The sequence below is a fragment of the Staphylospora marina genome (assembly GCF_003856495.1).
Lineage (GTDB): Bacteria > Bacillota > Bacilli > Thermoactinomycetales > Thermoactinomycetaceae > Staphylospora > Staphylospora marina.
This window is the reverse complement of record NZ_CP034118.1, coordinates 1,008,038-1,030,763: the sequence shown is the minus strand read 5'-3', so window position 1 is coordinate 1,030,763 and position 22,726 is coordinate 1,008,038. Positions and strand designations below refer to the sequence as shown.

Annotated in this window: 27 protein-coding genes; 4 read left to right on the top strand and 23 right to left on the bottom strand. The window is 56.4% G+C overall.

Features of this window, described 5'->3' with window-relative positions:
• Positions 1-201: 201 nt before the first annotated feature.
• The gene (locus EG886_RS14035; protein WP_277423832.1) at positions 202-336 is read right to left on the bottom strand and encodes a hypothetical protein; all 135 of its coding nucleotides are present in this window, start codon (positions 334-336) and stop codon (positions 202-204) included.
• A 169-nt stretch (positions 337-505) separates the two neighbouring features.
• On the opposite strand from EG886_RS14035, the gene EG886_RS05170 reads away from it, so the two are divergent.
• A complete protein-coding gene (locus EG886_RS05170) occupies positions 506-691 on the top strand; it encodes a hypothetical protein (protein WP_124727135.1) in 186 nt (61 codons plus the stop codon).
• Positions 692-833: 142 nt separating this feature from the next.
• Here the strand turns inward: EG886_RS05170 and EG886_RS05165 are convergent, their stop codons facing one another.
• The 7 genes from EG886_RS05165 to EG886_RS05140 all read right to left on the bottom strand — a co-directional run bounded on the left by EG886_RS05165 (position 834) and on the right by EG886_RS05140 (position 8,081).
• Positions 834-1,355, bottom strand: a complete 522-nt coding sequence (locus EG886_RS05165) for a GNAT family N-acetyltransferase (RefSeq protein WP_164491665.1) — start codon at positions 1,353-1,355, stop codon at positions 834-836.
• Positions 1,356-1,520: 165 nt separating this feature from the next.
• A complete protein-coding gene (locus EG886_RS05160) occupies positions 1,521-2,033 on the bottom strand; it encodes an adenine phosphoribosyltransferase (RefSeq protein ID WP_124727133.1) in 513 nt (170 codons plus the stop codon).
• Positions 1,972-4,383 (bottom strand): single-stranded-DNA-specific exonuclease RecJ, encoded by a 2,412-nt coding sequence (gene recJ / locus EG886_RS05155; RefSeq protein WP_164491664.1) that lies wholly within the window; start codon positions 4,381-4,383, stop codon positions 1,972-1,974. The genes EG886_RS05160 and recJ overlap by 62 nt, the downstream gene beginning before the upstream one ends.
• Before the next feature lie 70 nt (positions 4,384-4,453).
• Positions 4,454-5,350, bottom strand: a complete 897-nt coding sequence (locus EG886_RS05150) for a cation diffusion facilitator family transporter (RefSeq protein WP_241154383.1) — start codon at positions 5,348-5,350, stop codon at positions 4,454-4,456.
• An 88-nt stretch (positions 5,351-5,438) separates the two neighbouring features.
• The gene (gene secF, locus EG886_RS13940; protein ID WP_241154382.1) at positions 5,439-6,359 is read right to left on the bottom strand and encodes a protein translocase subunit SecF; all 921 of its coding nucleotides are present in this window, start codon (positions 6,357-6,359) and stop codon (positions 5,439-5,441) included.
• Complete coding sequence (gene secD, locus EG886_RS13935; protein ID WP_241154381.1) at positions 6,349-7,581, bottom strand: protein translocase subunit SecD; 1,233 nt, start codon at positions 7,579-7,581, stop codon at positions 6,349-6,351. The genes secF and secD overlap by 11 nt, the downstream gene beginning before the upstream one ends.
• A 212-nt stretch (positions 7,582-7,793) precedes the next feature.
• Positions 7,794-8,081 carry a post-transcriptional regulator gene (locus EG886_RS05140; RefSeq protein ID WP_338134648.1) on the bottom strand — a complete coding sequence of 96 codons (288 nt, stop codon included), beginning with the start codon at positions 8,079-8,081 and terminating at the stop codon, positions 7,794-7,796.
• Between the two features lie 300 nt (positions 8,082-8,381).
• Between EG886_RS05140 and spoVB the strand changes: the two genes are divergently transcribed.
• Positions 8,382-9,959, top strand: coding sequence for a stage V sporulation protein B (gene spoVB, locus EG886_RS05135; RefSeq protein WP_241154380.1), 1,578 nt, complete (start codon positions 8,382-8,384; stop codon positions 9,957-9,959).
• 84 nt (positions 9,960-10,043) lie between these two features.
• Here the strand turns inward: spoVB and EG886_RS05130 are convergent, their stop codons facing one another.
• Positions 10,044-10,733 carry a DUF421 domain-containing protein gene (locus EG886_RS05130; protein WP_241154379.1) on the bottom strand — a complete coding sequence of 230 codons (690 nt, stop codon included), beginning with the start codon at positions 10,731-10,733 and terminating at the stop codon, positions 10,044-10,046.
• A 182-nt stretch (positions 10,734-10,915) separates the two neighbouring features.
• Between EG886_RS05130 and EG886_RS05125 the strand changes: the two genes are divergently transcribed.
• On the top strand, positions 10,916-11,317 hold the full coding sequence (locus EG886_RS05125) for a TIGR04086 family membrane protein (RefSeq protein WP_164491663.1): 402 nt from the start codon (positions 10,916-10,918) through the stop codon (positions 11,315-11,317).
• A gap of 85 nt (positions 11,318-11,402) precedes the next feature.
• Here the strand turns inward: EG886_RS05125 and yajC are convergent, their stop codons facing one another.
• The 13 genes from yajC to EG886_RS05060 form a co-directional block, all read right to left on the bottom strand.
• Entirely contained in the window at positions 11,403-11,717 is a 315-nt protein-coding gene (yajC, locus tag EG886_RS05120; RefSeq protein ID WP_206425344.1) for a preprotein translocase subunit YajC, read from the bottom strand.
• Between the two features lie 45 nt (positions 11,718-11,762).
• Positions 11,763-12,899 carry a tRNA guanosine(34) transglycosylase Tgt gene (tgt, locus tag EG886_RS05115; protein WP_124727128.1) on the bottom strand — a complete coding sequence of 379 codons (1,137 nt, stop codon included), beginning with the start codon at positions 12,897-12,899 and terminating at the stop codon, positions 11,763-11,765.
• A gap of 93 nt (positions 12,900-12,992) precedes the next feature.
• Positions 12,993-14,024, bottom strand: a complete 1,032-nt coding sequence (queA, locus tag EG886_RS05110; protein WP_124727127.1) for a tRNA preQ1(34) S-adenosylmethionine ribosyltransferase-isomerase QueA — start codon at positions 14,022-14,024, stop codon at positions 12,993-12,995.
• A 141-nt stretch (positions 14,025-14,165) separates the two neighbouring features.
• Positions 14,166-14,384 carry a DUF2905 domain-containing protein gene (locus EG886_RS05105; RefSeq protein WP_124727126.1) on the bottom strand — a complete coding sequence of 73 codons (219 nt, stop codon included), beginning with the start codon at positions 14,382-14,384 and terminating at the stop codon, positions 14,166-14,168.
• Positions 14,381-15,379 carry a Holliday junction branch migration DNA helicase RuvB gene (gene ruvB / locus EG886_RS05100; protein ID WP_124727125.1) on the bottom strand — a complete coding sequence of 333 codons (999 nt, stop codon included), beginning with the start codon at positions 15,377-15,379 and terminating at the stop codon, positions 14,381-14,383. The genes EG886_RS05105 and ruvB overlap by 4 nt, the downstream gene beginning before the upstream one ends.
• A gap of 12 nt (positions 15,380-15,391) precedes the next feature.
• A complete protein-coding gene (ruvA, locus tag EG886_RS05095; protein WP_124728672.1) occupies positions 15,392-16,015 on the bottom strand; it encodes a Holliday junction branch migration protein RuvA in 624 nt (207 codons plus the stop codon).
• Positions 16,015-16,518, bottom strand: a complete 504-nt coding sequence (gene ruvC, locus EG886_RS05090; protein WP_124727124.1) for a crossover junction endodeoxyribonuclease RuvC — start codon at positions 16,516-16,518, stop codon at positions 16,015-16,017. The genes ruvA and ruvC overlap by 1 nt, the downstream gene beginning before the upstream one ends.
• Before the next feature lie 118 nt (positions 16,519-16,636).
• Entirely contained in the window at positions 16,637-17,566 is a 930-nt protein-coding gene (locus EG886_RS05085; RefSeq protein ID WP_124727123.1) for a DMT family transporter, read from the bottom strand.
• Positions 17,567-17,596: 30 nt separating this feature from the next.
• Positions 17,597-17,911 carry a DMT family transporter gene (locus EG886_RS05080; protein ID WP_124727122.1) on the bottom strand — a complete coding sequence of 105 codons (315 nt, stop codon included), beginning with the start codon at positions 17,909-17,911 and terminating at the stop codon, positions 17,597-17,599.
• A complete protein-coding gene (locus tag EG886_RS05075) occupies positions 17,911-18,291 on the bottom strand; it encodes a DMT family transporter (protein WP_124727121.1) in 381 nt (126 codons plus the stop codon). Before EG886_RS05075 ends, EG886_RS05080 begins: the two co-directional genes overlap by 1 nt.
• A 79-nt stretch (positions 18,292-18,370) precedes the next feature.
• Positions 18,371-19,201, bottom strand: a complete 831-nt coding sequence (locus EG886_RS05070) for a YitT family protein (RefSeq protein WP_241154378.1) — start codon at positions 19,199-19,201, stop codon at positions 18,371-18,373.
• A 217-nt stretch (positions 19,202-19,418) separates the two neighbouring features.
• The gene (locus tag EG886_RS05065; RefSeq protein ID WP_241154377.1) at positions 19,419-20,252 is read right to left on the bottom strand and encodes a polysaccharide deacetylase family protein; all 834 of its coding nucleotides are present in this window, start codon (positions 20,250-20,252) and stop codon (positions 19,419-19,421) included.
• A 285-nt stretch (positions 20,253-20,537) separates the two neighbouring features.
• On the bottom strand, positions 20,538-21,107 hold the full coding sequence (locus tag EG886_RS05060) for a class I SAM-dependent methyltransferase (protein WP_124727119.1): 570 nt from the start codon (positions 21,105-21,107) through the stop codon (positions 20,538-20,540).
• A 281-nt stretch (positions 21,108-21,388) separates the two neighbouring features.
• On the opposite strand from EG886_RS05060, the gene EG886_RS05055 reads away from it, so the two are divergent.
• Positions 21,389-22,309 carry a DMT family transporter gene (locus tag EG886_RS05055; RefSeq protein WP_124727118.1) on the top strand — a complete coding sequence of 307 codons (921 nt, stop codon included), beginning with the start codon at positions 21,389-21,391 and terminating at the stop codon, positions 22,307-22,309.
• Positions 22,310-22,365: 56 nt separating this feature from the next.
• On the opposite strand, the gene EG886_RS05050 is transcribed toward EG886_RS05055, so the two are convergent.
• A complete protein-coding gene (locus tag EG886_RS05050; protein WP_124727117.1) occupies positions 22,366-22,569 on the bottom strand; it encodes a hypothetical protein in 204 nt (67 codons plus the stop codon).
• Between the last annotated feature and the right edge of the window lie 157 nt (positions 22,570-22,726).

Below are 22,726 nucleotides of genomic sequence, written 5' to 3'. Positions count from 1 at the left end.
GCCTTTCCGCAACGATCAGCCATCCCCATGCGGGGATTCCGATATCCATCATATCATGGAGTCCAAAGAACGCGGAAACAAAAAAAGCGCCCTTTGTCAGGGGATTTCCCCCCGAAAAGACGCTTGAAACAGGAAGCAAGCCCTCCGCCCGCAAATCCGGATCACGACGACCGGAGGCACTTTGCGTCTTTGAATGAACGGTCATTCATAATGCTTCAGAAGCAGATCCCGAACGATCCCGGCGTGTTCTTCCGCATGCACACCCTCCGGGACGACGATCTCGGCGCCGCAAGCTTCACACCGCTTGGTCTGATCCCGATCAGAATCCGGTTTCATTCACCCTCACGTCCTTCACCCTTCGTGTTACAGGTATATTATATTATAACAGTATTCTGTTATTCAACAGATTGTGTTAATACAGAACCCCTTTTGATAAAAAATGATCCATCCACACAAACTATCTCCCGAAGGCCCATTTCGATCCCGACTTCCGGAGGTGCCGTCTGTGTCTGACAAACCGCGAAACACGCCGGGCCATCAGGCCCAAGAAGCGTCCAACGGAGAAAAGCCGTTCTTTTATTTCGACCTGGACCACCCCGCCCACATGGAACTGGAGGAATGGGATCGCCTCGAGGAAGTGGAAAAGCCGTTCGAGGCCTTGGGTGAGTGGATCCGCAGAAACGAAGACTGAAAAAAGCTCCCGTCCGGGAAGAACCCCGTTCCGGGAGTGTCGCTGTTTCCGCGGACGGGCATCCGGTGTCGGATCACGACCGGCCATCGGATGCCTTGCCCACCGTTTTCTCCGTTTTTTCGGAAGTTTTCCTCCGCACGCATCAGAATCCTCCATCTTCACCGGTTTTCCCGGCCTGAAGCGAATACACCGCCACCGGAATCCCCTGGAATCGCGTATGTCGTTCCAGGGACATGCCGATCTTCACGGCCACCCGAATCGAAGCGATGTTGGCCGGTTGAATGATGCTGATAACGCGATCCAACCGAAGATCGAGCAGGGCGAAATCGCGGAAAGTCGCAGCCGCTTCCGAAGCATATCCCTTGCCCCAACAGGACTTTTTCATCCAATACCCGATCTCCCATTCTTCTTTTCCGTCCAGAATTTGTTTGACCAATCCGGCTTGACCGACCGGTTCCCCCGTGTCCTTTTTTTCGACCACCCACGGTCCGAAACCGGTCCTGCTTCGTGCCAGCACATTCTGAAACCATTCCCCGATTTCTTTTCGGCCGCGTACCCGTCCGTCCCCGATATGCCGCATCACATCGGGGTCCAGACACAGAGACATGAAAAACCAATCATCTTCCGGCTTGTAAGGACGATACCTGAGGCGGGCAGATTCCATTTCCCCAATCCTCCATGAAGACAAAATGTTCAGAACCTGATCCGACGGGAAAACCCCCGAGCATCGGAGAAGGGAAGCCGGGCGGACATGCATCCGGCAATCCGTCCGGCACCGCCTTTCTCATTCAAGCGTCGGGGGTGAATGACTCATGACGAGGGGGGTCACTCAGTATTGAACCAGCGACACCACGTCGAGATCCTCCAGTTTCTCACGCCCGTTCAAATAGGTCAATTCGATGAAAAACGCGGCGGCAACAGGCACTCCCCCCAGCTGTTTCACCAGACGGCTCGTGGCGGAAATGGTGCCTCCGGTGGCCAGCAAATCGTCTGCGATCAACACTTTCTGTCCCGGTTCGATGGCATCTTTGTGCATGGCGAGAGCGTCTTTGCCGTATTCGAGACTGTAGTCGACCTGGATCGTTTCAGCCGGCAACTTTCCGGATTTGCGGACGGGAACGAAGCCCACTCCGAGTTTGTAGGCGAGCGGGGCGCCGACCACGAATCCGCGGGCTTCCGGTCCCACGATGACATCGATTTCGTAATCCTTCAAAAGTTCCGCAAGTCGATCGATGGCCGCCTTGTATCCGGCACCGTCTTTCAACAGCGTGGTGATATCCTTAAACCGAATCCCCGGCTGCGGAAAGTCCGGGATGACGCGAATCTTTTCCTTGAAGTCCATCTGCGAGTCCTCCTGTGTTCCTGAAGGCGGATATGGATAATGTCAAACGACACAATTCCTCGTGCCCGGAAAGAATCAGTTTCTCCATCACTTCGCTTCGACGGATCTGGCTCCGGTACAGCTCCGATTCCGTAAGCGCTTTTTTGACGGGCGAGGGCACGAGTTCGATGAGTCCATGGCTTCGTTTCAAAAAGCCCAGTTCCTCAAACACTTGAATCATAAAAGAAAGTGTCCGTTTTTGCAATCCCGTTGCCCTGACGAGTGCAGGCAGATCCGCCGGAAACCGGAGCTTTCCGCGCGCATGCAGGCAGGCGTACAATTTTTTGAAATGTTCTCTGTCCGGAGTTTTGGCCAATACATCGTCAAATGATGCATCCCCGAAGAGAAAATAGATCCGCTCCACGTTCACGAAGCGCCGAATCACCCGGGAAAACGTTTCCAGATCGGGCGGAGGATCCACCAACACCAATCGGCGGACGCCTTCCACGGAGTCCGGGCAGTCCACCGCTTCCGGCCAATACGCGACAGCCTTCCCGGCCAGATGCCGGTTTTTGACCGGATCGTCGGTTCGCATGCACACATACAGCGTCCCCGGATCATCCCGGTCCGAAAGGCGATCCAGAGAAAACCGGTTGCTGCGCCAGTCGAACAACTGGAGATGCGGAACGGCCAAGTCCCTGACCAGCAGCTGCGGTTTTCGGTTCCCGTTCCATTCGTTGATGGACAGCTCTCCCAGGAGTTCGACCCGCGAACCGTGGCTGAGATCATCCGCCAACTCTCCCATGCGAAACGCCACCGCGTCCAGCCACTTTCCTCCGGCCTCCACCGTCAGTTTCAGGTGATTTCCCTGTGCCCCCACCACTTTCATCTTTGCCAACCTGAGATCCCTGAGCACAAACAGCGGTGTCGGATTGCCCATGCCAAACGGGGCGAGGGCTTCGATCTGTTCGATCAGACGGTGCTCCACCTCATCCACCGACAGAACGGCTTCCACCCTCGACATGGGAATCATGTCTTCGGGCTTCATCGTCAGCCTCACCTGTTCGGAGAGTTTTGCCTGCAGCTTCCCGATATCCTCGGATCGAAGCGTCATTCCGGCAGCCATGGCATGGCCGCCGAAATGCGGCAAAAGTTCCTTGCAGGCGGTCAGCGCCCCGTACATGTCAAACCCGGCGATGCTGCGGGCGGAACCCTTGGCTTTCCCCGTCTCCGCATCGATTCCCAGCACCACGGAAGGTCGGTAAAACCGCTCCACCAAGCGGGAAGCGACGATCCCCACCACTCCGACATTCCAGCCTTCTTTGGCCACGACAATGGCATGGCGGTAGGTTTCGGGATCGCTTTCCACGACGGCCGCCGCTTCCGCCGCCATCTCCTCCACCAGTTCCTGCCGCTTTCGATTCATCTCATCCAGCTTGCGCGCCAACAATTCCGCTTCTCCGGGATCTTCACTCAGCAGAAGACGGACGGCCAGCTCGGCGCTGTCCAGTCGGCCGCTCGCGTTGATCCGGGGACCCAGTCCGAATGCCACATGGCCGGAAGTGACTTCTCCGTCGATTCCCGCCACGTCAAGCAGAGCGCGGATCCCCGTCCGCCGACGGAGATTCATCCTCTTCAGGCCGTGGGCGGCGAACACCCTGTTTTCCCCCGTGAGCGGGACGAGATCCGCGATGGTGCCGAGCGCCAGAATGTCCATCTCTTCTTCCGGAGGATGTCCGAGCAGGGCAGACGCCAGCTTGAACGCCACTCCCACTCCTGCCAACGCCTTGTTCGGATACGGGCAACCCGGCTTCTTCGGATTGATCACCGCATATGCATCAGGCAACACATCCGGGGGCTCATGGTGATCGGTGATGATCAGGTCCAGCCCCAATTCCTTGGCGAGTTCCGCTTCCATGGCAGCGGAAATGCCGGTATCGACGGATACTACGACGGAAATTCCACGGACCTTGGCCGTTTTCAGCGCTTCACCATGGATCCCGTAACCTTCACGAAAACGGTTCGGTATGTAATGATCCACGACGGCTCCCAGCCTTTTCAGCACAAGCAGCAGTAGCGCCGTGGAGCATACGCCGTCCGCGTCATAGTCGCCGTACACAAGAATTTGTTCACCGGATGCGATCGCTTTTCGGATTCTTTGAACAGCCTTGTCCATCCCGTCCAGCAAAAAAGGATCCGGAAGATCCTCCAACCGGGGATTCAGAAATCCCTTCGCTTCATCCGCCGTCGTGATGCCCCTGCTCACCAGCATGGCGGCCACCAGGGGATGGATTCCGAGCGTCTGAACCAGCCGATCGGTCATGGCTTGATCCGCATCCTGCAGTTGCCAACGCGTTCTGGCTCGAAGCACCAAGCGCTCACCTCGCTTTGCGCTCTCCATTATACCACGAACGCCGGAAAATTTGACGGCAACCGGCCGGTCAATGTTCGTCTTCTCCCCACGGATTGAGATGGACGAACACATCTTCCACATGATCGAAGGATTCCAGCAACTTCCGTTTCACTTGCTTGCCGATCGCATGCCCCTCTTCCACCGTGATCCGGGGATCAACGGCCACCCGGATGTCCACGATGACGTAATGACCGTGTTCCCGGGCGAGCAACCGGTCAATGCGGATCACTCCCGGAACGGAATCGGCCACTTCCTTCATCCCGCGGACTTCCTCTTCTTCGAGCACCCGGTCCATGCCCGACCGGAGTGCGTCCTTGAACAACCGGACCGCCACGCGCAAAATGAGCACCGCCACCAAAACTCCCGCCATCGGATCGAGCAGCGCCAGCCACGGAGCCCCCACGACGGGAGCCACCATGGCCCCGGCAATGCCGACCAAGGCCGCAACGGTGGCCACCGCATCCGCCCTGTGATCCCAGGCACTGGCGATCATCGACCGGCTGTTCCACTTCGTTCCCAACCACAGGGAATACCGGAACATGCCCTCCTTCACCGCAATGGACAACAGTCCCGCCGCCAAAGCGGGCCAAGTCGGCGGTTCAAGCGGCTTGAAAAACGCTTTCGCCGCGGTGATCCCCGCTTCGATGCCCGCCCAGGCCACGATCATGGAAATGACGGCACTGATGACGATTTCAGCCTTCCCGTGTCCATAGGGATGTTCTTCATCCGGCGGCGTGTGGGCCAAGCGGATGCCGTACAGCACCGCCAGAGACGATACCACGTCGGTGGCCGAATTGATCCCGTCAGCCAACAAGGCCCGGCTGCCGAACAGCCATCCGACGACCGTTTTCAATACGGCCAAAAAGAGATTGACCGTCAGTGACAACCAGGCTCCCTTCCGAACCTCGGACAAACGCCGACTCATGCCCCCGCCTCCCACGGAAAAAGCCGCGGCTTATTGTCCGCGGCTGTCGTTTGTCCACAGTATGGACCGAAAAAGCTTGCCATATGCATCATTCGAGAACAGGTTCGGGCTGTTCGCGACGTTCTTTCTTCTTTTGCATCGAATTCCATTTCCAGACCGCCCAAACGGGGCTGGCCACGAAAATGGAAGAGTACGCGCCGGCAACCAAACCGAAGAGCAGGGCCAGTGAGAAGTTGCTGATGCTTTCCCCGCCGAGAATCCAGAGAAACAGGGCGGCGAACAGAACCGTCACAACGGTGTTGATGGAACGGGTCATCGTCTGATGAATGCTGTCGTTCACCAACCTCGCCAGATCTTCCCATTTTTTCGGTTTCATCAGTTCCATGTTTTCGCGGATTCGGTCGAAGATCACGATCGTGTCGTTGACCGAATACCCCACGATGGTCAACACGGCGGCGATGAACACCAGGTCCACTTCCAATTGGAGCAATGAGAACATCCCCACCGTGAAAATCGCATCGTGAGCGAGAGCAAGAATGGCGGCAACCCCGAACCGGTATTCAAACCGGAAAGCCACGTAAATGATGATCCCGACACAGGCGATCAGGACGGAGATCATGGCGTTGCGGGCAATCTCCCGTCCCACCACGGGGGAAACGGTTTGTTCCTGAACGCCCACGTTCGTTCCGAATGTGTCGCTCAGTTTGGCCGTGATGTGATCCACTTCCGCCTTGTCCATGGTACGGTCGAACCGGAAAATCAGATACTCCTTGTTGGGCCCGCCCACGCGACCGTTGAGATTTTCATATCCCAGTTCCTTCAGGGCCGTTTTGGCCTTTTCCAGATCGACGTTGGATCCCACCTGAAAATCCAGACGAGTCCCGCTTTCAAAGTCAATGCCCAGGTTGAGCCCCCGGATCAGCAGTGCCCCGATGCACACCGCCATCACGATCAGCGTAATGAGGAAGATCTTGTTCCGGTGTTTCATGATATCCAGTTTATAGGTCACTGATCTCATCCTCCCTGACGCTGAACCACCGCGGCGTTCTGAAGATGCCCGAGCGTACCAGCAGATTCATCAACAATCGGGACAAGGCCACCGCCGTGAGGAAGCTGACCAGAATTCCGACGATCAACGAGACCGCAAAGCCCTTCACTCCGGCGGTTCCGTATGCGAACAGCACCGCCGCGGCGATGATCGTCGTGATGTTCGCGTCAAAAATGGTCAGGAAAGAGCGCTTGGAGCCGGAGCGATTGGCCGCAGCGACGCTTTTCCCGTTGCGCAGCTCTTCCCGGATGCGTTCGTTCATGATCACGTTGGCATCGACCGCCATTCCGATCCCCAGAATGAATGCGGCAATGCCCGGCAAGGTGAGCGTCACGTCCAGAAGCATGAACGTGAGCAACACCAGATAGGAATAAGCGATCAGCGTGACAACCGCCACCACGCCCGGCAGGCGGTAGTAACCGATCATGAAGAGAAAGATGGCGAGAACGGCATAAAGTCCCGCCTCCATGCTGTCTTTCAGCGAATCGGTTCCCAGGCTGGCATCCACCGCATAGCTTTGCACTTCTTTGAGTTTCAGCGGGATGGCGCCCGCATTCAGGAGAGCGGCCAGTTGTTTGGCTTCCTCCGCGCTGCTCTGCCCCGTGATCACCGCCTGGCCGTTGGGGATGACCTGTTGCACGACCGGAGCGCTGAGCTCCTGATCATCCAGATAGATGGGAAGGGGTTGTCCCAAATATTTGCGGGTGATCTCCGCAAATTTTGTCGCGTCTTTCAACTGCAGGGAAACGACCGGACGCCCCGCTTCGTCATAATCCAGCTTTGCCCCGTTTTCTTTCAATTCAGTCCCTTCCAGAAGCACCTGTTTTCCGGAGGGGTCACGAAACGTCAGCTTCGCCTGTTTGCCCAGCAACTCGCGGGCTTTGGCCTGATCTTTCACTCCGGCCAGCTGCACCCGGATCCGGTTGGGGGGTTCCACCGTGATGTCCGGTTCGGAAACACCGAGCACATCGATCCGGCTTTGCAGGGCCTGTGCCGTTTGGGCGAGAATCGTCGTGTTGACCTTTTGCCCCTGCTCCGCCTCGTAAAGCACCTCAAATCCGCCCTGGATATCCAGACCTTTGGTGATCCGGCTCCAGACCGCGGTGGTGGTGGTCGACACCACGACCAGGATCACGGCGACCAGGAGGAAAAACAGGGCCAGTTTTCCCTTGCGTACTCTCATCCACTGGATCCTCCTTTTATGTATGACACCAACAATATTCATTATCCCGTCTGCCGACAACCCTGTCAATTTCCCGGCATGTGAGGGGATGACCGGCCAGAGATAACCGACGTTTCGATCCCGAGAAAAATGAAACGGGCACCCGAAACGGGTGCCGACCTTGCCCGTTCCGGGTGCCTCCACGCATCGGGACACGGAATGAACGCCAATGCTCAATCCTTGTACACGGAAAGCATGAGCCAGTTCATGAACCGGTTGGCCTTGAGCGACATGATGTCATTGACCAGCCGGTTGAGCCGCGGCCAACCGCGCCGATAATTTTCCGAAACGCAAGCCCAGATTTGCTCTCCGGTGACATTTTCGTAACCGTACATCCGGAACTCCGCCGCTTTGCTGTTGCAAAGGTCCTCGATGCAACGCATCAGCTCTTTTTCGCTCAAGAGCTCCGGGGAGCCTTGACGTTCCCTGCCGACAGACTTGAGCGTCGCGTGTTTCGTCATCGCTCTCCTTCCCCTCCCCAGATTCGATCCGATTCGACATGTTGAGTCGCAAAAGGACAGTTCTCCCCGTGCTGCGGGAATTCCTGTCTCCGCCTGAACAAAAATGATGGACGGGATGGAAGTTACCTATTGATTTTACCACTGGGCCGGCGATCGGGGGAGAGTGCAAATCGGTGAACACTTGGAAAACGGACGGGAATGCGCTCCGATGCGGCGGGAAATTCCGGAGCGAGAGTTGGCATGCCGTCCGGGGACAAGTCATACGCTGTAGTAACCATGGTCGAAGGAGGAACCGGAATTGTGACCAAACAGGGTTTTTTGTACGGAACGCTGGTCCTCGTCGGCGCCGGACTGCTTACGAAAATATTGGGGTTCATTTACAGGATCGCCCTTTCGCGAATCATCGGGGACGAGGGAATGGGTCTGTTTCACATGGCATTCCCCATTCTCATCTTTGCCGTGGTCATCACGACGGCCGGCCTTCCCGTGGCCATTTCCAAAATGGTTTCGGAGGCGGAAGCACGCGGAGAAGAACACCGGGTGCGATCCATTCTGGCCGTTTCCCTGTTCATCGTGGGACTCACCAGCGTGCTGGTGACTTTCCTGATTCTTGCGGGAGCCCCCTGGATCACCGGAACCCTTCTGACTGACGACCGGGCCTTGTACACGTTGATCGGAATCGCTCCGATCATTCCCGTGATCGCCGTCTCCACCGTGTTTCGGGGATATTTTCAGGGCCGGCAAAACATGAGCCCGTATGCTTTGTCCACCATCATCGAACAATCCGTCCGGATTGTCACCGTCCTGCTGCTGGCCAGTTGGTTGCTTCCCAAAGGAGTGGAATACGCGGCGGCCGGAGCCATGATCGGGATGGTGATCGGGGAATTCAGCGGATTGATGTTTCTCATCTGGAAATTCAAAAAAGATCCGAAACGTCCCCGTCTGTTCGGAAAACCGGTCAAAGAAAAAAAGGACTCGTTTCTCAATCGGTCCCGTGACATCATCCGCGAATTGCTCAAAACGGCGATTCCCGTCACCGCCAGCCGGGTGGTCGGTTCCTTTTCCTACGCGATCGAACCGATTGTGGTTTCGCAGAGTTTGGCATTCGCCGGAATCGCCACCTCCGTTTCGACCGCCCTGTACGGACAACTCGAAGGCATGGCCGTTCCTCTGGTGTTCTTTCCCACGTTCATCACCTATGCGCTCACCGTCTCCCTGGTGCCCGCGGTCAGTGAAGCGGCCGCGCAAAACCGCCCGACGTTGGTGGAACACCGCCTGCAACAAGCCATCCGCTTGTCGCTGATCACCACCGTGCCTTGTGCCATTTTGTTGTACATGCTGGCCGAACCTCTGTCCGTCCTGCTTTACAGACAGCCCGAAGTGGCCCGATTGATCAAGATCATGGCTCCGTTCACCATCGTTCATGCCCTGCAGGGGCCGTTTGCGTCCGTGTTGCAGGGGTTGGACCATGCCACGGTCTCGATGAAAAATTCCATCGTCGGTGCCGTGCTCAAAACGGGACTGATCCTTTTGCTCGCTTCCAGACCCGAGCTGGGCATTGACGGGGTGGCCTTGGCCATCAACGGAGGGATCTTGTGCGTGACCATGCTTCACTTCATTTCCCTGGCCAAAATCGCCCCGTTCACCCTGAATCTCAGGGATTTCGGCAAACTGGCCCTCGCGGCGGCGGCGATTCCGGTCACCGCTTCCTTCCTGGATTTCGGCCACCTGTCCCTGTTGGAGCAAACACTTTACACCACCTTGATCTCTCTGGGCGCGTACCTGTTGATGGTCATCTTGCTGAGACTGATCAAACGGGACGACTTGTCGAAAATCCCCTTCGTGGGCAAATGGGCCGGCCGATTTTTCCCGACCTGATCCCTTTGCGACAGTCAAGCCGGTCTTTCGGTCTCCGGGCTTGTGCCCGAAAAAGCCGCAAGTCGTTTTCCGTCGTGACGTCCTTCACTCGTCGTCGTTTTTCCCGTCCACGTACAAAATGCCGTCCTGACTGAGACTGGCGTAGAACACATCCCGGAAGTCGGAGAATCCCCGCTTCCGGATTTCGTTTTTGAGCCAAAAACGGGTTTGACCGATTTTCCGCAATCCGTTTTCCTGCACCTTTCCTTCGATGATCAGCGGAACCGGCATGCGGAAACGGTGTTGCATCGGTCGGCGATAAACATCTTCCTTTGCGGCCAGCCTTTTTTCCTGTTTCGGAAACACGCTGAGCTTGCCGTTGTTTTCCAAGATGGCAAATTCCACATCCGCCACGTCGGCAATGTTTTTTTCACGAAGCTGCTGCAACAGGTCATCCATGGTGTATCGGGCCTGTGCCATGTTGTTGTTCATGATTTTTCCGTCACGGATCAAAAACAACGGCTCCCCGTCAAACAAGCGACGGATCCGGGTGCTTTTCAGTGACACATAAGACAACAAAATCTGCAGACCTGCCAGCATCAGGATGGCCGCGACCGAATATACCAAGGGCTCATTGGTCCGCTCGATGGCCATGGCCGAAAGGTCCGCGATCATGAAGGAAACGATCAGGTCAAAGATGGACAGTTTGCCGATCTCCCGCTTTCCCATCAACCTGAGAACCAGCATCAGCAAAAAATACAAAAATATCGCTCGGAGCATCATCGACCAAAACACCTTCGGGAAACCCTCCTTTCCGGGAACACGCCATCTCCTCCATAGTTTGATCGCCTCACGGGTGACTTATGACCCGCCTTCTTCACGGGGAATGTTCCGTTTTTTTCTTCTCCCGAAGGGACGGCGGTGATATTTTGTCCACCCGGCTCATACCATGTACCAAGCAAAGGAGGTTCGTCCCGATGAAGGAAACGTTCCTTGAGTGGGGCAAACGCGGGCTGTCCTCCCCGTGGTTGACCGGTCAGCTGTGGTTGTGGGGATTGATTCTCGCCGGCTCGTTCACTGCTGCCCTGTTGCTGCGGTATTCATCCCTGGATTCTTCTTCCTTGCCGACCATCGCTTACTCCGTCAATGCCCTGTCCCTTTTTGCGGCGGGGTTTGCCGCCGCCCGCAAGGCACGTTCACGGGGCTGGATTCACGGCGGTACTCAAGGGCTGATCTATGCCGCCACCATCCTCTTGATCAGTTTTTTGGCCTTTGATGCCCGTCCGACATTGCATCCGTTTGTTCTGATCGCTTCTTCCTTCGGAACGGGAGCATTGGGAGGAATGCTCGGAGTGAACACGGGAAGCCGTTTCCGCTGAGAAGGAGCGTCAACCCCCCCATGAAAAAACCCCTTCCGGCATGCCACAGGTTCTTCCCTGTGTTGCCGGAAGGGGTTTTTGCCGATCAGGCTTCCGATTTTTCTTCCTTTTTCTCTTCCGCTTTCTCTTCCGTGACGCTGTCGTTGGCAACCGTGTTGACGGCGGAACGTTCAAACACCAGACGGGTGTTTTCGTTGACTTTCAGGGTGACCCGTTCTTCGTTCAAATCCACGATCGTCCCGTGCAGCCCTCCGATGGTGACGACCTTGTCGCCTTTTTTCAGATTGCCAAGCATTTTCATCCGTTCACGCTGCCGCTTCTGTTGCGGGCGGATCAACAGGAAATAAAACACCGCGATCATCAACAGCGGCAATGCGAGATTCATCAATTGATTGGGCATCGAAAAAACCTCCTTCAACATCCATTGTGGTCACCCCGGCAGCGGTTAAAACGCCACTTGGGGATTCAGTGTTCCGTAATACTTCATCATGAACTCGTCCCGGAAATCGAGCAGACGGTCTTCCCGGATGGCCTGCCGAACCTGCTCCATCAAGCGCAGGAGGAAATGAAGATTGTGCCAAGTGGTCAAACGCAGACCGAAGATTTCGTCCGCCTTGATCAAATGGCGCAAATACGCCCGGGTGTAGTTGCGGCAGGTATAACAATCGCATTCCGGATCCAAAGGAGAGAAATCACGGGCATATTTGGCATTACGGATGACGATCCTTCCCCGGCTGGTCATGGTGGTCCCGTTCCGGGCGATCCGCGTCGGAAGAACGCAATCGAACATGTCAATCCCGAGAATGGCCCCTTGGATGAGCGCATCCGGCGAGCCGACTCCCATCAAATAACGCGGCTTGTCCTTGGGCAATAGCGGGGTTGTCCAGCCGAGCACTTCATACATGACGTCCTTCGGCTCTCCGACGCTGAGCCCGCCCACCGCGTAACCGGGCAAATCCAGTTCGACCATCTGACGGGCGCTCTCTTCCCGCAAGTCCTTGTACATTCCACCCTGCACAATGCCGAACAGCGCTTGGTCATCCTTTCGCCGGTGAGCGGCCACACACCGTTTCAGCCAGCGGTATGTACGATCCGTCGATGCCTTGACATATTCCCGATCGGCGGGCCAAGGAGGACACTCATCAAACGCCATGATGATGTCGGCTCCGAGCGCATTCTGAATCTCCATGGCTTTCTCCGGTCCGATGAACAGCTTTTCGCCGCTCAGGTGGGAACGGAAGGTGACGCCCTCTTCGGTGATGTTCCTCAGCGAGCTCAGCGAGAAAACCTGGAATCCGCCGCTGTCGGTGAGGATGGCGCCGTCCCAGTTCATGAATGCGTGCAATCCACCCGCTTCACGGACGATCTCGTGTCCCGGGCGGAGAAACAGATGATAGGTATTGCTCAAAATGATGCCGGCACCCATTTCTTTCAGTTCTTCCGGGCTCATCGCCTTGACCGTGGCCTGTGTGCCGACCGGCATGAACACCGGAGTTTCGATGGTGCCGTGCGGAGTGTGAAGTCGCCCCAAACGGGCACCGGATTGTTTGCATTCCTTGATCAATTCGTATCTGACTGCCAATTCGGATCCTCCCGTTTCATTCCCCTTTCCGACCGGTCGGAAAGAGCCCGCTCTTCCATTATAGATGGGAAGAGGGGTCCGGACAAGTTTTTGTCACACGATGAGCATGGCATCCCCGAAGCTGAAGAACCGGTACCGCTCTCTCACCGCTTCTTCGTAGGCTTTCAGGATCCTCTCCCGCCCCGCCAGCGCACTGACCAGCATGATCAGCGTGGAACCGGGAAGGTGGAAGTTGGTGAGCAGTGCATCGATCACCCGAAACCGGAACCCCGGGTAGATGAAAATGTCCGTCCATCCGCTGCTTGCCCGAACTTCGCCGAAGTCGCGGGCCACCGTTTCCAACGTGCGCACCGTGGTCGTTCCCACGGCCACCACCCGGTTTCCGCGCCGCTTGGCCTCCCGGATGATGGTTGCCGTTTCCTCGCCGATTTCATAGTACTCCGCATGCATGACATGGTCTTCGATCCGCTCGGCGGTGACCGGCCTGAACGTTCCCAACCCCACATGCAAGGTGATGAACGCGATGATCACCCCTTTTTCCCGAAGCCGATCCAAAATCTCTTCCGTGAAATGAAGCCCCGCGGTGGGAGCCGCTGCCGAACCGATCGCCCGCGAATAAACGGTCTGGTACCGTTCCGGATCCTCCAGCCTTTCGCGAATGTACGGAGGCAGAGGCATCTGCCCCAATTCCTCAAACAGCGTTTCCACATCTTCCGCTTCATACTCCAGCCGGAACAGCCGTCCCCCGGCCACTCCGCTTTCTTCCTCCGCCACGGCACGAAGCCGTCCTCCCCCGAAAGAGATCACGGTACCCGTTTTGACCCGTTTGGCCGGCTTCACCAGGGCTTCCCAGCGATCCTCACCGAGCGGTTTCAGGAGCAACAACTCGATTTGCGCTCCCGTCTCTTCCTTCACGCCGATCAGCCGGGCCGGGCGGACGCGGCTGTCATTGAGCACCAATACATCTCCGGCATTCAGATGCCGGACGATGTCGGGAAACCGCCCGTGAGTGATCTCCCCCGTCACGCGGTTCACCGTCATCAGCCGGGATCCCGAACGCTCGGCGACAGGCGTCTGCGCGATCAATTCTTTGGGCAAATCAAAGATGAATTGGGAAACCTCCATCTCTCTCCCTTCCTCCCCTCAAAGCGTTTCCATCACAAAAAACCCGGTCTCACCGCCGATGCGTTTTCGCCGGCTCCCTGCAGGGAGCCGGCGAAACGGCCGGCGGGGATCCGGGATCCTTTCAATCCTCGTCTCCGTCCGTCAGCGGAACAGACGGAACAGCCAGCTGATCAGCGACAGGAGCAGGCTGATGACGATACAGGTGACAATGGGAAAATAAAATTTCATGTTTTCCTTTTCGATCACGATGTCTCCGGGGAGCCTGCCGAGCGGAAGCCATTTTCCGCCGACCTGCCACAGGAGTCCCAGCAGGACAAGCACCCCGCCGATCACAATGAGTGTTTTGGCCACTGGATTCATGACGGACACTCCAATCCGAAATGCCGGTAGCACAGCCGCGTGGCCACACGCCCCCGGGGAGTTCTCTCCAGAAATCCGATCTGCAAAAGATACGGTTCCAGGACATCTTCCACGGTGTGCGCCTCTTCTCCCACAGCCGCCGCGAGCGTGTCCAGTCCGACCGGACCCCCGCGAAACTTCTCGATCAGCGTCAGGAGCAGGCGATGATCGGAATGGTCCAACCCCATTTTGTCCACCTGGATCCGATCCAATGCATCGCGCGCCGCCTCACCGGTGATCATTCCGTCTCCCCTTACCTGCACAAAGTCACGGACCCTCCTCAGCAACCGGTTGGCGATCCGCGGCGTCCCGCGTGATCGGAATGCGATCTCCTCCGCACCGTCCCCCAAAATGTTCACGTTGAGCAAATCGGCGGCTCGTTGAACGATGAGCGCCAGTTCCTCCGGCGTGTAATACTCGAGACGGCAAATCACGCCGAAACGGTCCCGAAGCGGAGAAGAAAGCGACCCGACCCTCGTCGTCGCCCCCACCAACGTGAACGGCGGGAGATCGAGACGCACGGACCGGGCACTCGGTCCCTTGCCGATCATGATGTCCAGTGCGAAATCTTCCATGGCCGAATAGAGCACTTCTTCCACTGACCGGTTCAGGCGATGGATTTCATCGATGAACAGAAGATCATACGGTTGGAGATTGGTGAGAATCGCCGCGAGATCCCCGGGTCGTTCAATGGCGGGACCCGACGTGATCCGGATGCTGACGCCCAATTCGTTGGCGATGATCTGGGCAAGCGTGGTCTTTCCCAATCCGGGCGGTCCGTACAGAAGCACATGATCCAAAGACTCTTTGCGCAGTTTGGCCGCTTCTATGTATACTTTGAGATTTTCCTTCACCCGGGTTTGTCCGATGTATTCTTTGAACGTTCGAGGGCGGAGGCTGTACTCGACCGTCTCGTCCTCACTGGACAACCGGGCGGAGATGATCCGGTCTTCCATGTCCCACCCTCCCTATTTCCGGAGCGATTGCTGAAGAGCCCTGCGAATCCACTCTTCCAGGGAAAGCGATTCTCCTCCGCCCGTTTCAAGGGCGAGGCGCGCCGCTTCCCCGGCTTCTTCCTCATTATAGCCAAGCGCCGAAAGAGCGGCAATGACGTCGGCGATCCCGGGAGCATCCGTCCCGACCGATTCCGCACGCGAGCCGGTCCCATCGTCACGCATGGATGCCGAGACAAAACCGGCCTTTTTCAGCTTGTCCTTCAGCTCCAACACCAATCGCTGAGCCGTTTTTTTTCCGACTCCCGGCAGACGGGTGAGTGTTTTCATGTCTTCAAACTCGATGGCCCGAACCAGATCTGCCGGCGCGCAGACCGTCAGCATGCCGATGGCCGCCTTCGGGCCCACTCCGGAGACTTCCAGCAGCACCCGGAACAAATCCCGCTCCCGTCTCGAGGCAAAACCGAACAGGAGTTGCGCATCCTCCCGCACCACGTGGTGGGTGTAGAGCATCACTTCCCGTCCTTCCTCCCATTGAACGGGATTCGTCACGAACACACGGTACCCGGTGCCGCCGACATCCACCGCCACGCTGTCCGATTCATGATACACCACGGTTCCCCGGACAAAATCGATCATCATGAACCTCCCTTCCGCGCGGCATGGTCCCGCACTCCCGCCGAATGCGCTTCGCAGATCGCCACCGCCAACGCATCCGCCACGTCATCCGGTTTGGGAATCCCGGGAAGTGCCAGAAGGATCCGCACCATCTCCTGCACTTGCTTTTTCTGCGCCTGACCGTATCCGGTCACGGCCATTTTCACCTGCATCGGGGTGTACTCGGTCACCGGAATTCCCTCCTGTTCCGCCGCAAGCAAAATCACTCCGCGCGCCTGCCCGACGGTGAACGCCGTCGTCACGTTCCGCTGAAAAAACAATTGCTCCACCGCCACCACATCCGGGCGGTGGAGCGCGAACAACGTTCGGCACGCTTCATGAATTTGCCGGAGACGCACCGGTACGGGAAGTCCGGCCTCCGTCTGTATGCTGCCGTACTCCACCGCTTTCAGCCGGTTTCCCTCCCGGTCCACCACCCCGAATCCCACGATGGCGATGCCGGGGTCGATTCCCATGACCCGCACGATCCGGTCTCCTCTCTGTGTGATCATCGCTTTTGCGAACATGCATTCCTGCGTGTTCCATTATATCACAAAATGCGGATGGGTACCCCGTGAAGTGCCGCAACGTGGCAAGAAGCCATCAATAGGATTCGGCACCGGTCTCCTTGTTCTTCTCCCGATTGACCAGCCACACTCCGGTCAACATCAGGGCTCCGCCGACCCATTGCCACGGCGAAATCCGCTCATGCAGCACTCCTGCGGCCATCATTGTGCCCACCACCGGAACGAGATAGAGAAACACCACCGTGCGGGCCGATCCGAGAAATTGCACGCCCCGGTACCAGAACCAGAACGCAAGGACGGTGGGAAAAACGGCCAGATACGATTGCATCCACCAGTAAGAGGGCCGAATTTCTCTCCAGTCGACATTCAGGAAATCCGGCAAGGCGGCAATGCCCATAAACACGCTGCCGGCAAGCAGGGAGAGAGCCGTGGCGGAAAACGGATGAAGGATTTCCATCACCCGATTGCCGTACAGCGTGTAAAAGGCGAAGCAGACGGCAGCCGCCAGAAAACAGAGGTCTCCCGTCAGGGTGTCTCCCCCGGCGGCTTCCCCTGAAAGGACAACCGCGAAAAACACCGCCGACCCGGACAGCGCAACGAACAATCCGAACATTTGGCGGCGATCCGGCCGCTTGTTCAACCACAGCGATCCCAGCAAAAACGTGAACACCGGGCTGAGTGTCGGGACAATCATGCTTCCGTGGGAAGCGGGAGACCATTTCAATCCTTGGAAGAAGAGAAGATTGTAAACGGCCACGCCGATGAAACCGAGCAGAACCAGACGCCCCCAGGGAACGCCGGTGAACAGTTGCCTCGGCTTCCGGCGCACAAGCAAGCATCCGAGCATGATGACGGCAGCCAATCCGAAGCGAATGAAGGCGGACACGGACGGCGGAACGTCCGTCACGGTCAATTTGGATCCCACAAACGCACTTCCCCAGAACAGGGAGGTCAGCACCAGAAACAGATGAGTTCCATGAACTCCGGAAGCGGACGAATGATTCATGACTCCACTCCCTCTCCTCAAGAGACGGTGTCACTCCGTCATTTTCAAGGCGATCACGCAACCGATGATGCCCGCGATGCACAGCAGCCGAACCGGGTTTTTGGATTCCTTGAAGAAGAGCATTCCCACAACGGCACCGCCGACCGTTCCGATCCCGGTCCAAACGGCATATGCGGTGGAAAGGGAGATCGTTTTCATCGCCGCGAGAAGCAGCTGGAAGCTGATGATGAATGCTCCGATCACGAGAATGTTGTTGAACAGATTGTCCTTCTCGGAAACCCGTTTGATCCCGATGACTCCGACCACTTCCATCAAACCGGCCATGACAAGCAGCCACCAGTCCATCAGTTGCGTCCCCCCTCATCGCCGGTCCGTTTCAATCCGATCACAAACAGCAGCAGCAACAGAACAAGGAATCCTTTGATCAAAGTGAAGTTGTCGGCAAAGATGGCATCGACCACAACGGTTCCCACGGTTCCGATCGCGGTGAACACGGCGTACGTGGTCCCCACCGGAATCACTTTGGTTGCCTTGATGATCAGATCAAAACTGACCAGCAGCGAGATGATGACCAACCATCCCGGAACCGCTTCGTATTTGAATCCTGACGCCCACACAATTTCCAGGGCGCCCCCGATCCAAACGTACGCCCATGCCCTGCTCCGACTGATCGGCTTCGATTTCTTTCCCGCCTTTTCCGGTACGGATTGCCTGGCCTCGCTCAAAATCTTCACTTCCCTTGCCCGTGTATTTCCGCAGAAAGGAAATCTGATGACGGCCGGATGACGGAATCAGCCGTTCACATCAATGAATGTCCTTCTTCTTGAACCTGCCGCCTCTCACATCGTGGACGTGACCGATCGCCAGAAACGCATCCGGATCGATCTCCTCGACGATCGTGCGAAGTTTGGCCTCTTCCAGACGGGTGACCACGCAGAAGATCACTTTTTTGTCATCTCCCGTGTACCCGCCTTCCCCGTTCAAATAGGTGACTCCCCGTCCGAGGCGATAAAGAAGCGCTTGCCCGATTTCCGACGGTTTGTCACTGATGATCCAGACGGAGCGCGTTTCATCAAAACCTTCGATGGTGATGTCAATCATTTTGAACGCCACGAAATAGGCGATCAGCGAATACATGGCGCGATTCCAGTCGAAGACAAAACCGGCGCTGCCGAGGATGAACAGATTGAAAAACATGACGACCTGGCCGACGGAGAACGGAAACCGCTTGCTGATGTAAATGGCCAGCACCTCGGTACCGTCCAGCGACCCTCCGAAGCGGATCACCATGCCGACCCCCACTCCCAGAACGATTCCGCCGAACACGGCAGCCAGGAGCAAATCGCGAGTCACCACATGACCCAATTCCCCGAAGAAATAGGTCGCCGCGGACATGACGGCAACACCGAACAACGTCGACAATGCGAACGTTTTGCCGATTTGCTTGTAACCGAACAGGAAAAACGGCACGTTCAAAAGGAACAGGAACAATCCCAGTTTGATTCCGGTGAGGTGAGAAAGGATGATGGAGATCCCCACAATTCCGCCATCGATGATGGTGTTCGGCACCAAGAAGAGCTCAATGCCCACGGCCGCAAGCACCGCACCGGTGAAAATCAACAGAGTCCGTTTCAAGAAAGCGGGAACCGACAACGTTTTGTGATATTCCTTCGCGATTTCTATAGTCCTCACCCTTTTCCCGAAAAATTTGGATTTGAACCGGAAGTCAATCTGCCACGGTCACTCCCCCTTTTGTCATTTTCTCCCGAAATGGGTCAAAACGCAAAAAAAAATTTCCCGCATTGGCGGGAACAAAACTCGCTGTCGGCATGTTTTCCGGTGTTCGGGGTGTTCAGTGATACGCCGGAATGCCGATCAACTGATCCACGGTGACAAATTCATACCCTTCCTGCTTCAGATGACGGATGATGACCGGAAGAGCTTTCACGGTTTCCTTGAGCTGCGGTCCGCCCGCACTGTGTTGGAGAATGATGCCGCCCGGTCCCACCTGTTGTTTGACGGTATGTACGATCTTTTTCGACGAAGGACCGGCCCAATCCCGAGTATCCACACTCCACTGAATGATGTGGAATCCTTGGTCGGACACCTGCCGGATCAACGGTTTGTTGACCGCTCCGTAAGGAGGTCGGAACAGTCGGGGGGACTTCCCGGTGGCGTCACGGATGATGCGGTTCGTTTCCTCCACCTGGCGGGTGGCTGACGCCGAAGACAACCGGGTCATCACCGGATGGCTGAATGAATGGTTCCCGATCACATGACCCCTTCGGTCGATTTCCCGCAAGATGTCCGGATGTTTTTCGGCGAGTTGCCCCACCACGAAAAATGTGGCCGGAACGCGCTCCTTCTCCAGGATCTCCAGGATCTGCAACGTGAAATGACGGTCGGGGCCGTCGTCAAAGGTGAGTGCCACCCGTTTGGCGTCCCCGGAACCTTTGTAGATGACGGCCGGCGCCTTCGCCGGCTTTTGGGAGGAAGGTTTCATCACGGGTTTGGTCTCTTTTTTCTGCTCTGGCGGTTCAACTTTCCCTTTCTTTTGGTCACCGTGATCTGCCGGGGCTTTCGGCTGGATCTGCCGCTTCACTTCCTCCTTGTCCGGCCCGCCGGATGGCGCCTGAGCCTTCTCTTTCTGTTCCGGGCGGATCCCCGAATCCGTGCTTTCCGGCACACAACCTCCCAAAAAAACAAAAAAAGCGAGTGCACAACATGTCACTCTGACGACTCCGGTCATGAGTCTCACTCCAAAAAAAGAGAAATCCCGCGCCTCCAAAATCGACGAAACGTTGTCGATTCCGGGATTTCATTGCGGTTTTCCCCTATGATTCTATCATATTCGACCGGATTCCCCCAGAAGATCGGGAGGAGAGATTTTTGACAAAAGAAGTAATTTCACATTCCTGCACTTGCCGATGTCGAAACGCGGCCGTCGGAAGGGATCCGTTTGCAAGCGCCGTCATTTGAAACACGTATAAACGATGGCCGGCGGGAGATTGGAGAAAACCAATGACACTTCCATCCGACTGAACCGTTTTCTGAGCTGTCCCAGCATTTGCGGTGAATACTGAAACATCACGAACAACCCGCCCGGCTTGAGACTGCGGTGCACCGCATCCAACATTCGATCCCTCCGGTCCGGAGGAAACGCGGCAAACGGCAATCCCGACAAAATCACGTCGGCGGCACCCGCTTCCGTCAACAGAAGGTCGTGTTCAAGATTCATGGCGTCGTCCCGATATCCCAGCCCCGGGAACTTTTTCATCAATTCCGCCCGAAGAACATCGTCCCGTTCATAGATCACCGCGATCGCATCCGGGGATTTTTTTTCATGGATGTGGCGGGTGAACACACCGGTTCCCGCTCCCAGCTCCACGATGAGCGACACTTGATCCCACGGAACACATTTCACCATTTCCCTGGCCAGAAATTCCGAACTGGGCGTGATGCTTCCCACGCTGAGCGGAGAACGGAGAAACGATACAAAAAAACGGATTCTTTCCTGTACGGCATGCGGCAACAGATCCACCGTGCACCCCACCTGTTCGCCCCAAATTCAAAACACACTAATCAGGTCGATTTTATCAACAATAGTATACGATGTTCCGCCCCTCCCGTCACTTCTCTGCGTAAATTTTCTTTCTTTTTCTGTTTGCAAGTTTTTTCTTTTCCTTATTTTTTCTGTTGCCGCACGGGTTTGTTTCATCGCATTCTGAAAATATGGCTGTTGAATCGCCGGTTGCGTGACTTTTTGAAGGGTTTCGTCCGCCCGATCAAAATGCTCAGAACGTCAAAGAAAGGAAGAATCTCATGACGAAACGCCGGCTGGCCGACTTGGCACTCACCCTGATTGCTTTCGTGTGGGGCGTTACCTTCATCATGGTGCAAGACGCAATCCAAAGTCTGCCCCCGTTTTTGTTTCTCACCATCCGGTTCGGTTCGTCCGCCCTGCTGATCTTCCTGTACATGCGTCTGGTGCGCGTCAACGGGGATTCGCGGGAAAATTTCGGACGGGAATTGCGATACGGCGTGATTCTCGGCATTCTGTTGTTCGGAGGATACGCCTTTCAAACGTTCAGCCTGCTGTACACCACTTCGGGAAAATCCGGTTTTCTGACAGGGGTGTCGGTGGCGCTCGTGCCGATCTTCGCCTATTTTGTCACCAAAAGCCGGATCAGCCTGCAGGCCGCGACCGGTGCACTGTGTGCCCTGATCGGACTGTACCTGCTGGCATTCGCCGATTTCGGCTCGGTCAACATCGGAGATGTGCTCGCCTTTCTGTGCTCCGTCTTTTTCGCTTTTCAAATCATTTACACCGGGCAATTCTCCGGGCGCTGTTCCCTTCTTCATCTTGTGGGCTTCCAGCTTCTGACCGTGGCCGTATTGAGCGGCGTCTGCTCCCTCCTGACGGAACCGTGGAAACAGGCGCTCCGCCCGGAAATCCTGCTGGATCCGTCCGTATGGTCGGCATTGCTCGTCACCTCGGTGTTTGCAACCGTGTTGGCATTCATTGCGCAAACCCACGTCCAAAAATACACCAGCCCGGCCAGGGTGGCCCTGATCTTTTCATTGGAGCCGGTTTTCGCGGCATTGGCCGATTACGTCTGGCTGGGCGTGACCTTGACGGGCCGGGCTCTCGCCGGATGCCTGCTGATTTTCGGCGGCATGTTGTTGTCCGAACTTCCCGCCGTTCGCTTTCCCTGGGGAAGAAAAAGACATCAACCGGAATGAAAAACAGTCGGAGGGCGGAGTCGGCTTCCCGCCTTCCGACTGTTTTTTCACTCTTGTTATCGCTTGATCCATCCGAGCAAATCGAAGATTTTCATTTCCTTGTTGGCCTTCTCTTTCACTTCGTTCGGCCAACGTTTTTCCCAGTCCTCCCATGTCCCCTTCCCCTTCCGGATCTCCAACACTTCCCGAAGCGCTTTTTCCACTTGAAAATTTTGAAACACTCCCACTTTCGACCTCTCCCTTTGCAAGGTTTCCGGCACGCGGCAACCCTCCGGCCTCATCCCCGATGAAATCCCCGCGAAATCGGGACGACATTTGGAAGCCCCGGCCGCCGCCTTTCCATTCTCCACCATTGTATGGCGGATTCAACCTGATATGACCGACAGGGACCTGCTTCATCTCTTCGGAAGAATATTG

What these genes read in the sequence shown, in the direction of transcription:
- EG886_RS14035 (WP_277423832.1), bottom strand. Translation starts at nt 336, where the DNA reads ATGAAACCGGATTCTGATCGGGATCAGACCAAGCGGTGTGAAGCTTGC.
- EG886_RS05165 (WP_164491665.1), bottom strand. Translation starts at nt 1,355, where the DNA reads ATGGAATCTGCCCGCCTCAGGTATCGTCCTTACAAGCCGGAAGATGAT.
- EG886_RS05160 (WP_124727133.1), bottom strand. Translation starts at nt 2,033, where the DNA reads ATGGACTTCAAGGAAAAGATTCGCGTCATCCCGGACTTTCCGCAGCCG.
- EG886_RS05150 (WP_241154383.1), bottom strand. Translation starts at nt 5,350, where the DNA reads ATGAGTCGGCGTTTGTCCGAGGTTCGGAAGGGAGCCTGGTTGTCACTG.
- secD (WP_241154381.1), bottom strand. Translation starts at nt 7,581, where the DNA reads ATGAGAGTACGCAAGGGAAAACTGGCCCTGTTTTTCCTCCTGGTCGCC.
- EG886_RS05140 (WP_338134648.1), bottom strand. Translation starts at nt 8,081, where the DNA reads ATGACGAAACACGCGACGCTCAAGTCTGTCGGCAGGGAACGTCAAGGC.
- EG886_RS05125 (WP_164491663.1), top strand. Translation starts at nt 10,916, where the DNA reads ATGAAGGAAACGTTCCTTGAGTGGGGCAAACGCGGGCTGTCCTCCCCG.
- yajC (WP_206425344.1), bottom strand. Translation starts at nt 11,717, where the DNA reads ATGCCCAATCAATTGATGAATCTCGCATTGCCGCTGTTGATGATCGCG.
- queA (WP_124727127.1), bottom strand. Translation starts at nt 14,024, where the DNA reads ATGGAGGTTTCCCAATTCATCTTTGATTTGCCCAAAGAATTGATCGCG.
- EG886_RS05105 (WP_124727126.1), bottom strand. Translation starts at nt 14,384, where the DNA reads ATGAATCCAGTGGCCAAAACACTCATTGTGATCGGCGGGGTGCTTGTC.
- ruvB (WP_124727125.1), bottom strand. Translation starts at nt 15,379, where the DNA reads ATGGAAGACCGGATCATCTCCGCCCGGTTGTCCAGTGAGGACGAGACG.
- ruvA (WP_124728672.1), bottom strand. Translation starts at nt 16,015, where the DNA reads ATGATCGATTTTGTCCGGGGAACCGTGGTGTATCATGAATCGGACAGC.
- EG886_RS05085 (WP_124727123.1), bottom strand. Translation starts at nt 17,566, where the DNA reads ATGAATCATTCGTCCGCTTCCGGAGTTCATGGAACTCATCTGTTTCTG.
- EG886_RS05080 (WP_124727122.1), bottom strand. Translation starts at nt 17,911, where the DNA reads ATGGACTGGTGGCTGCTTGTCATGGCCGGTTTGATGGAAGTGGTCGGA.
- EG886_RS05055 (WP_124727118.1), top strand. Translation starts at nt 21,389, where the DNA reads ATGACGAAACGCCGGCTGGCCGACTTGGCACTCACCCTGATTGCTTTC.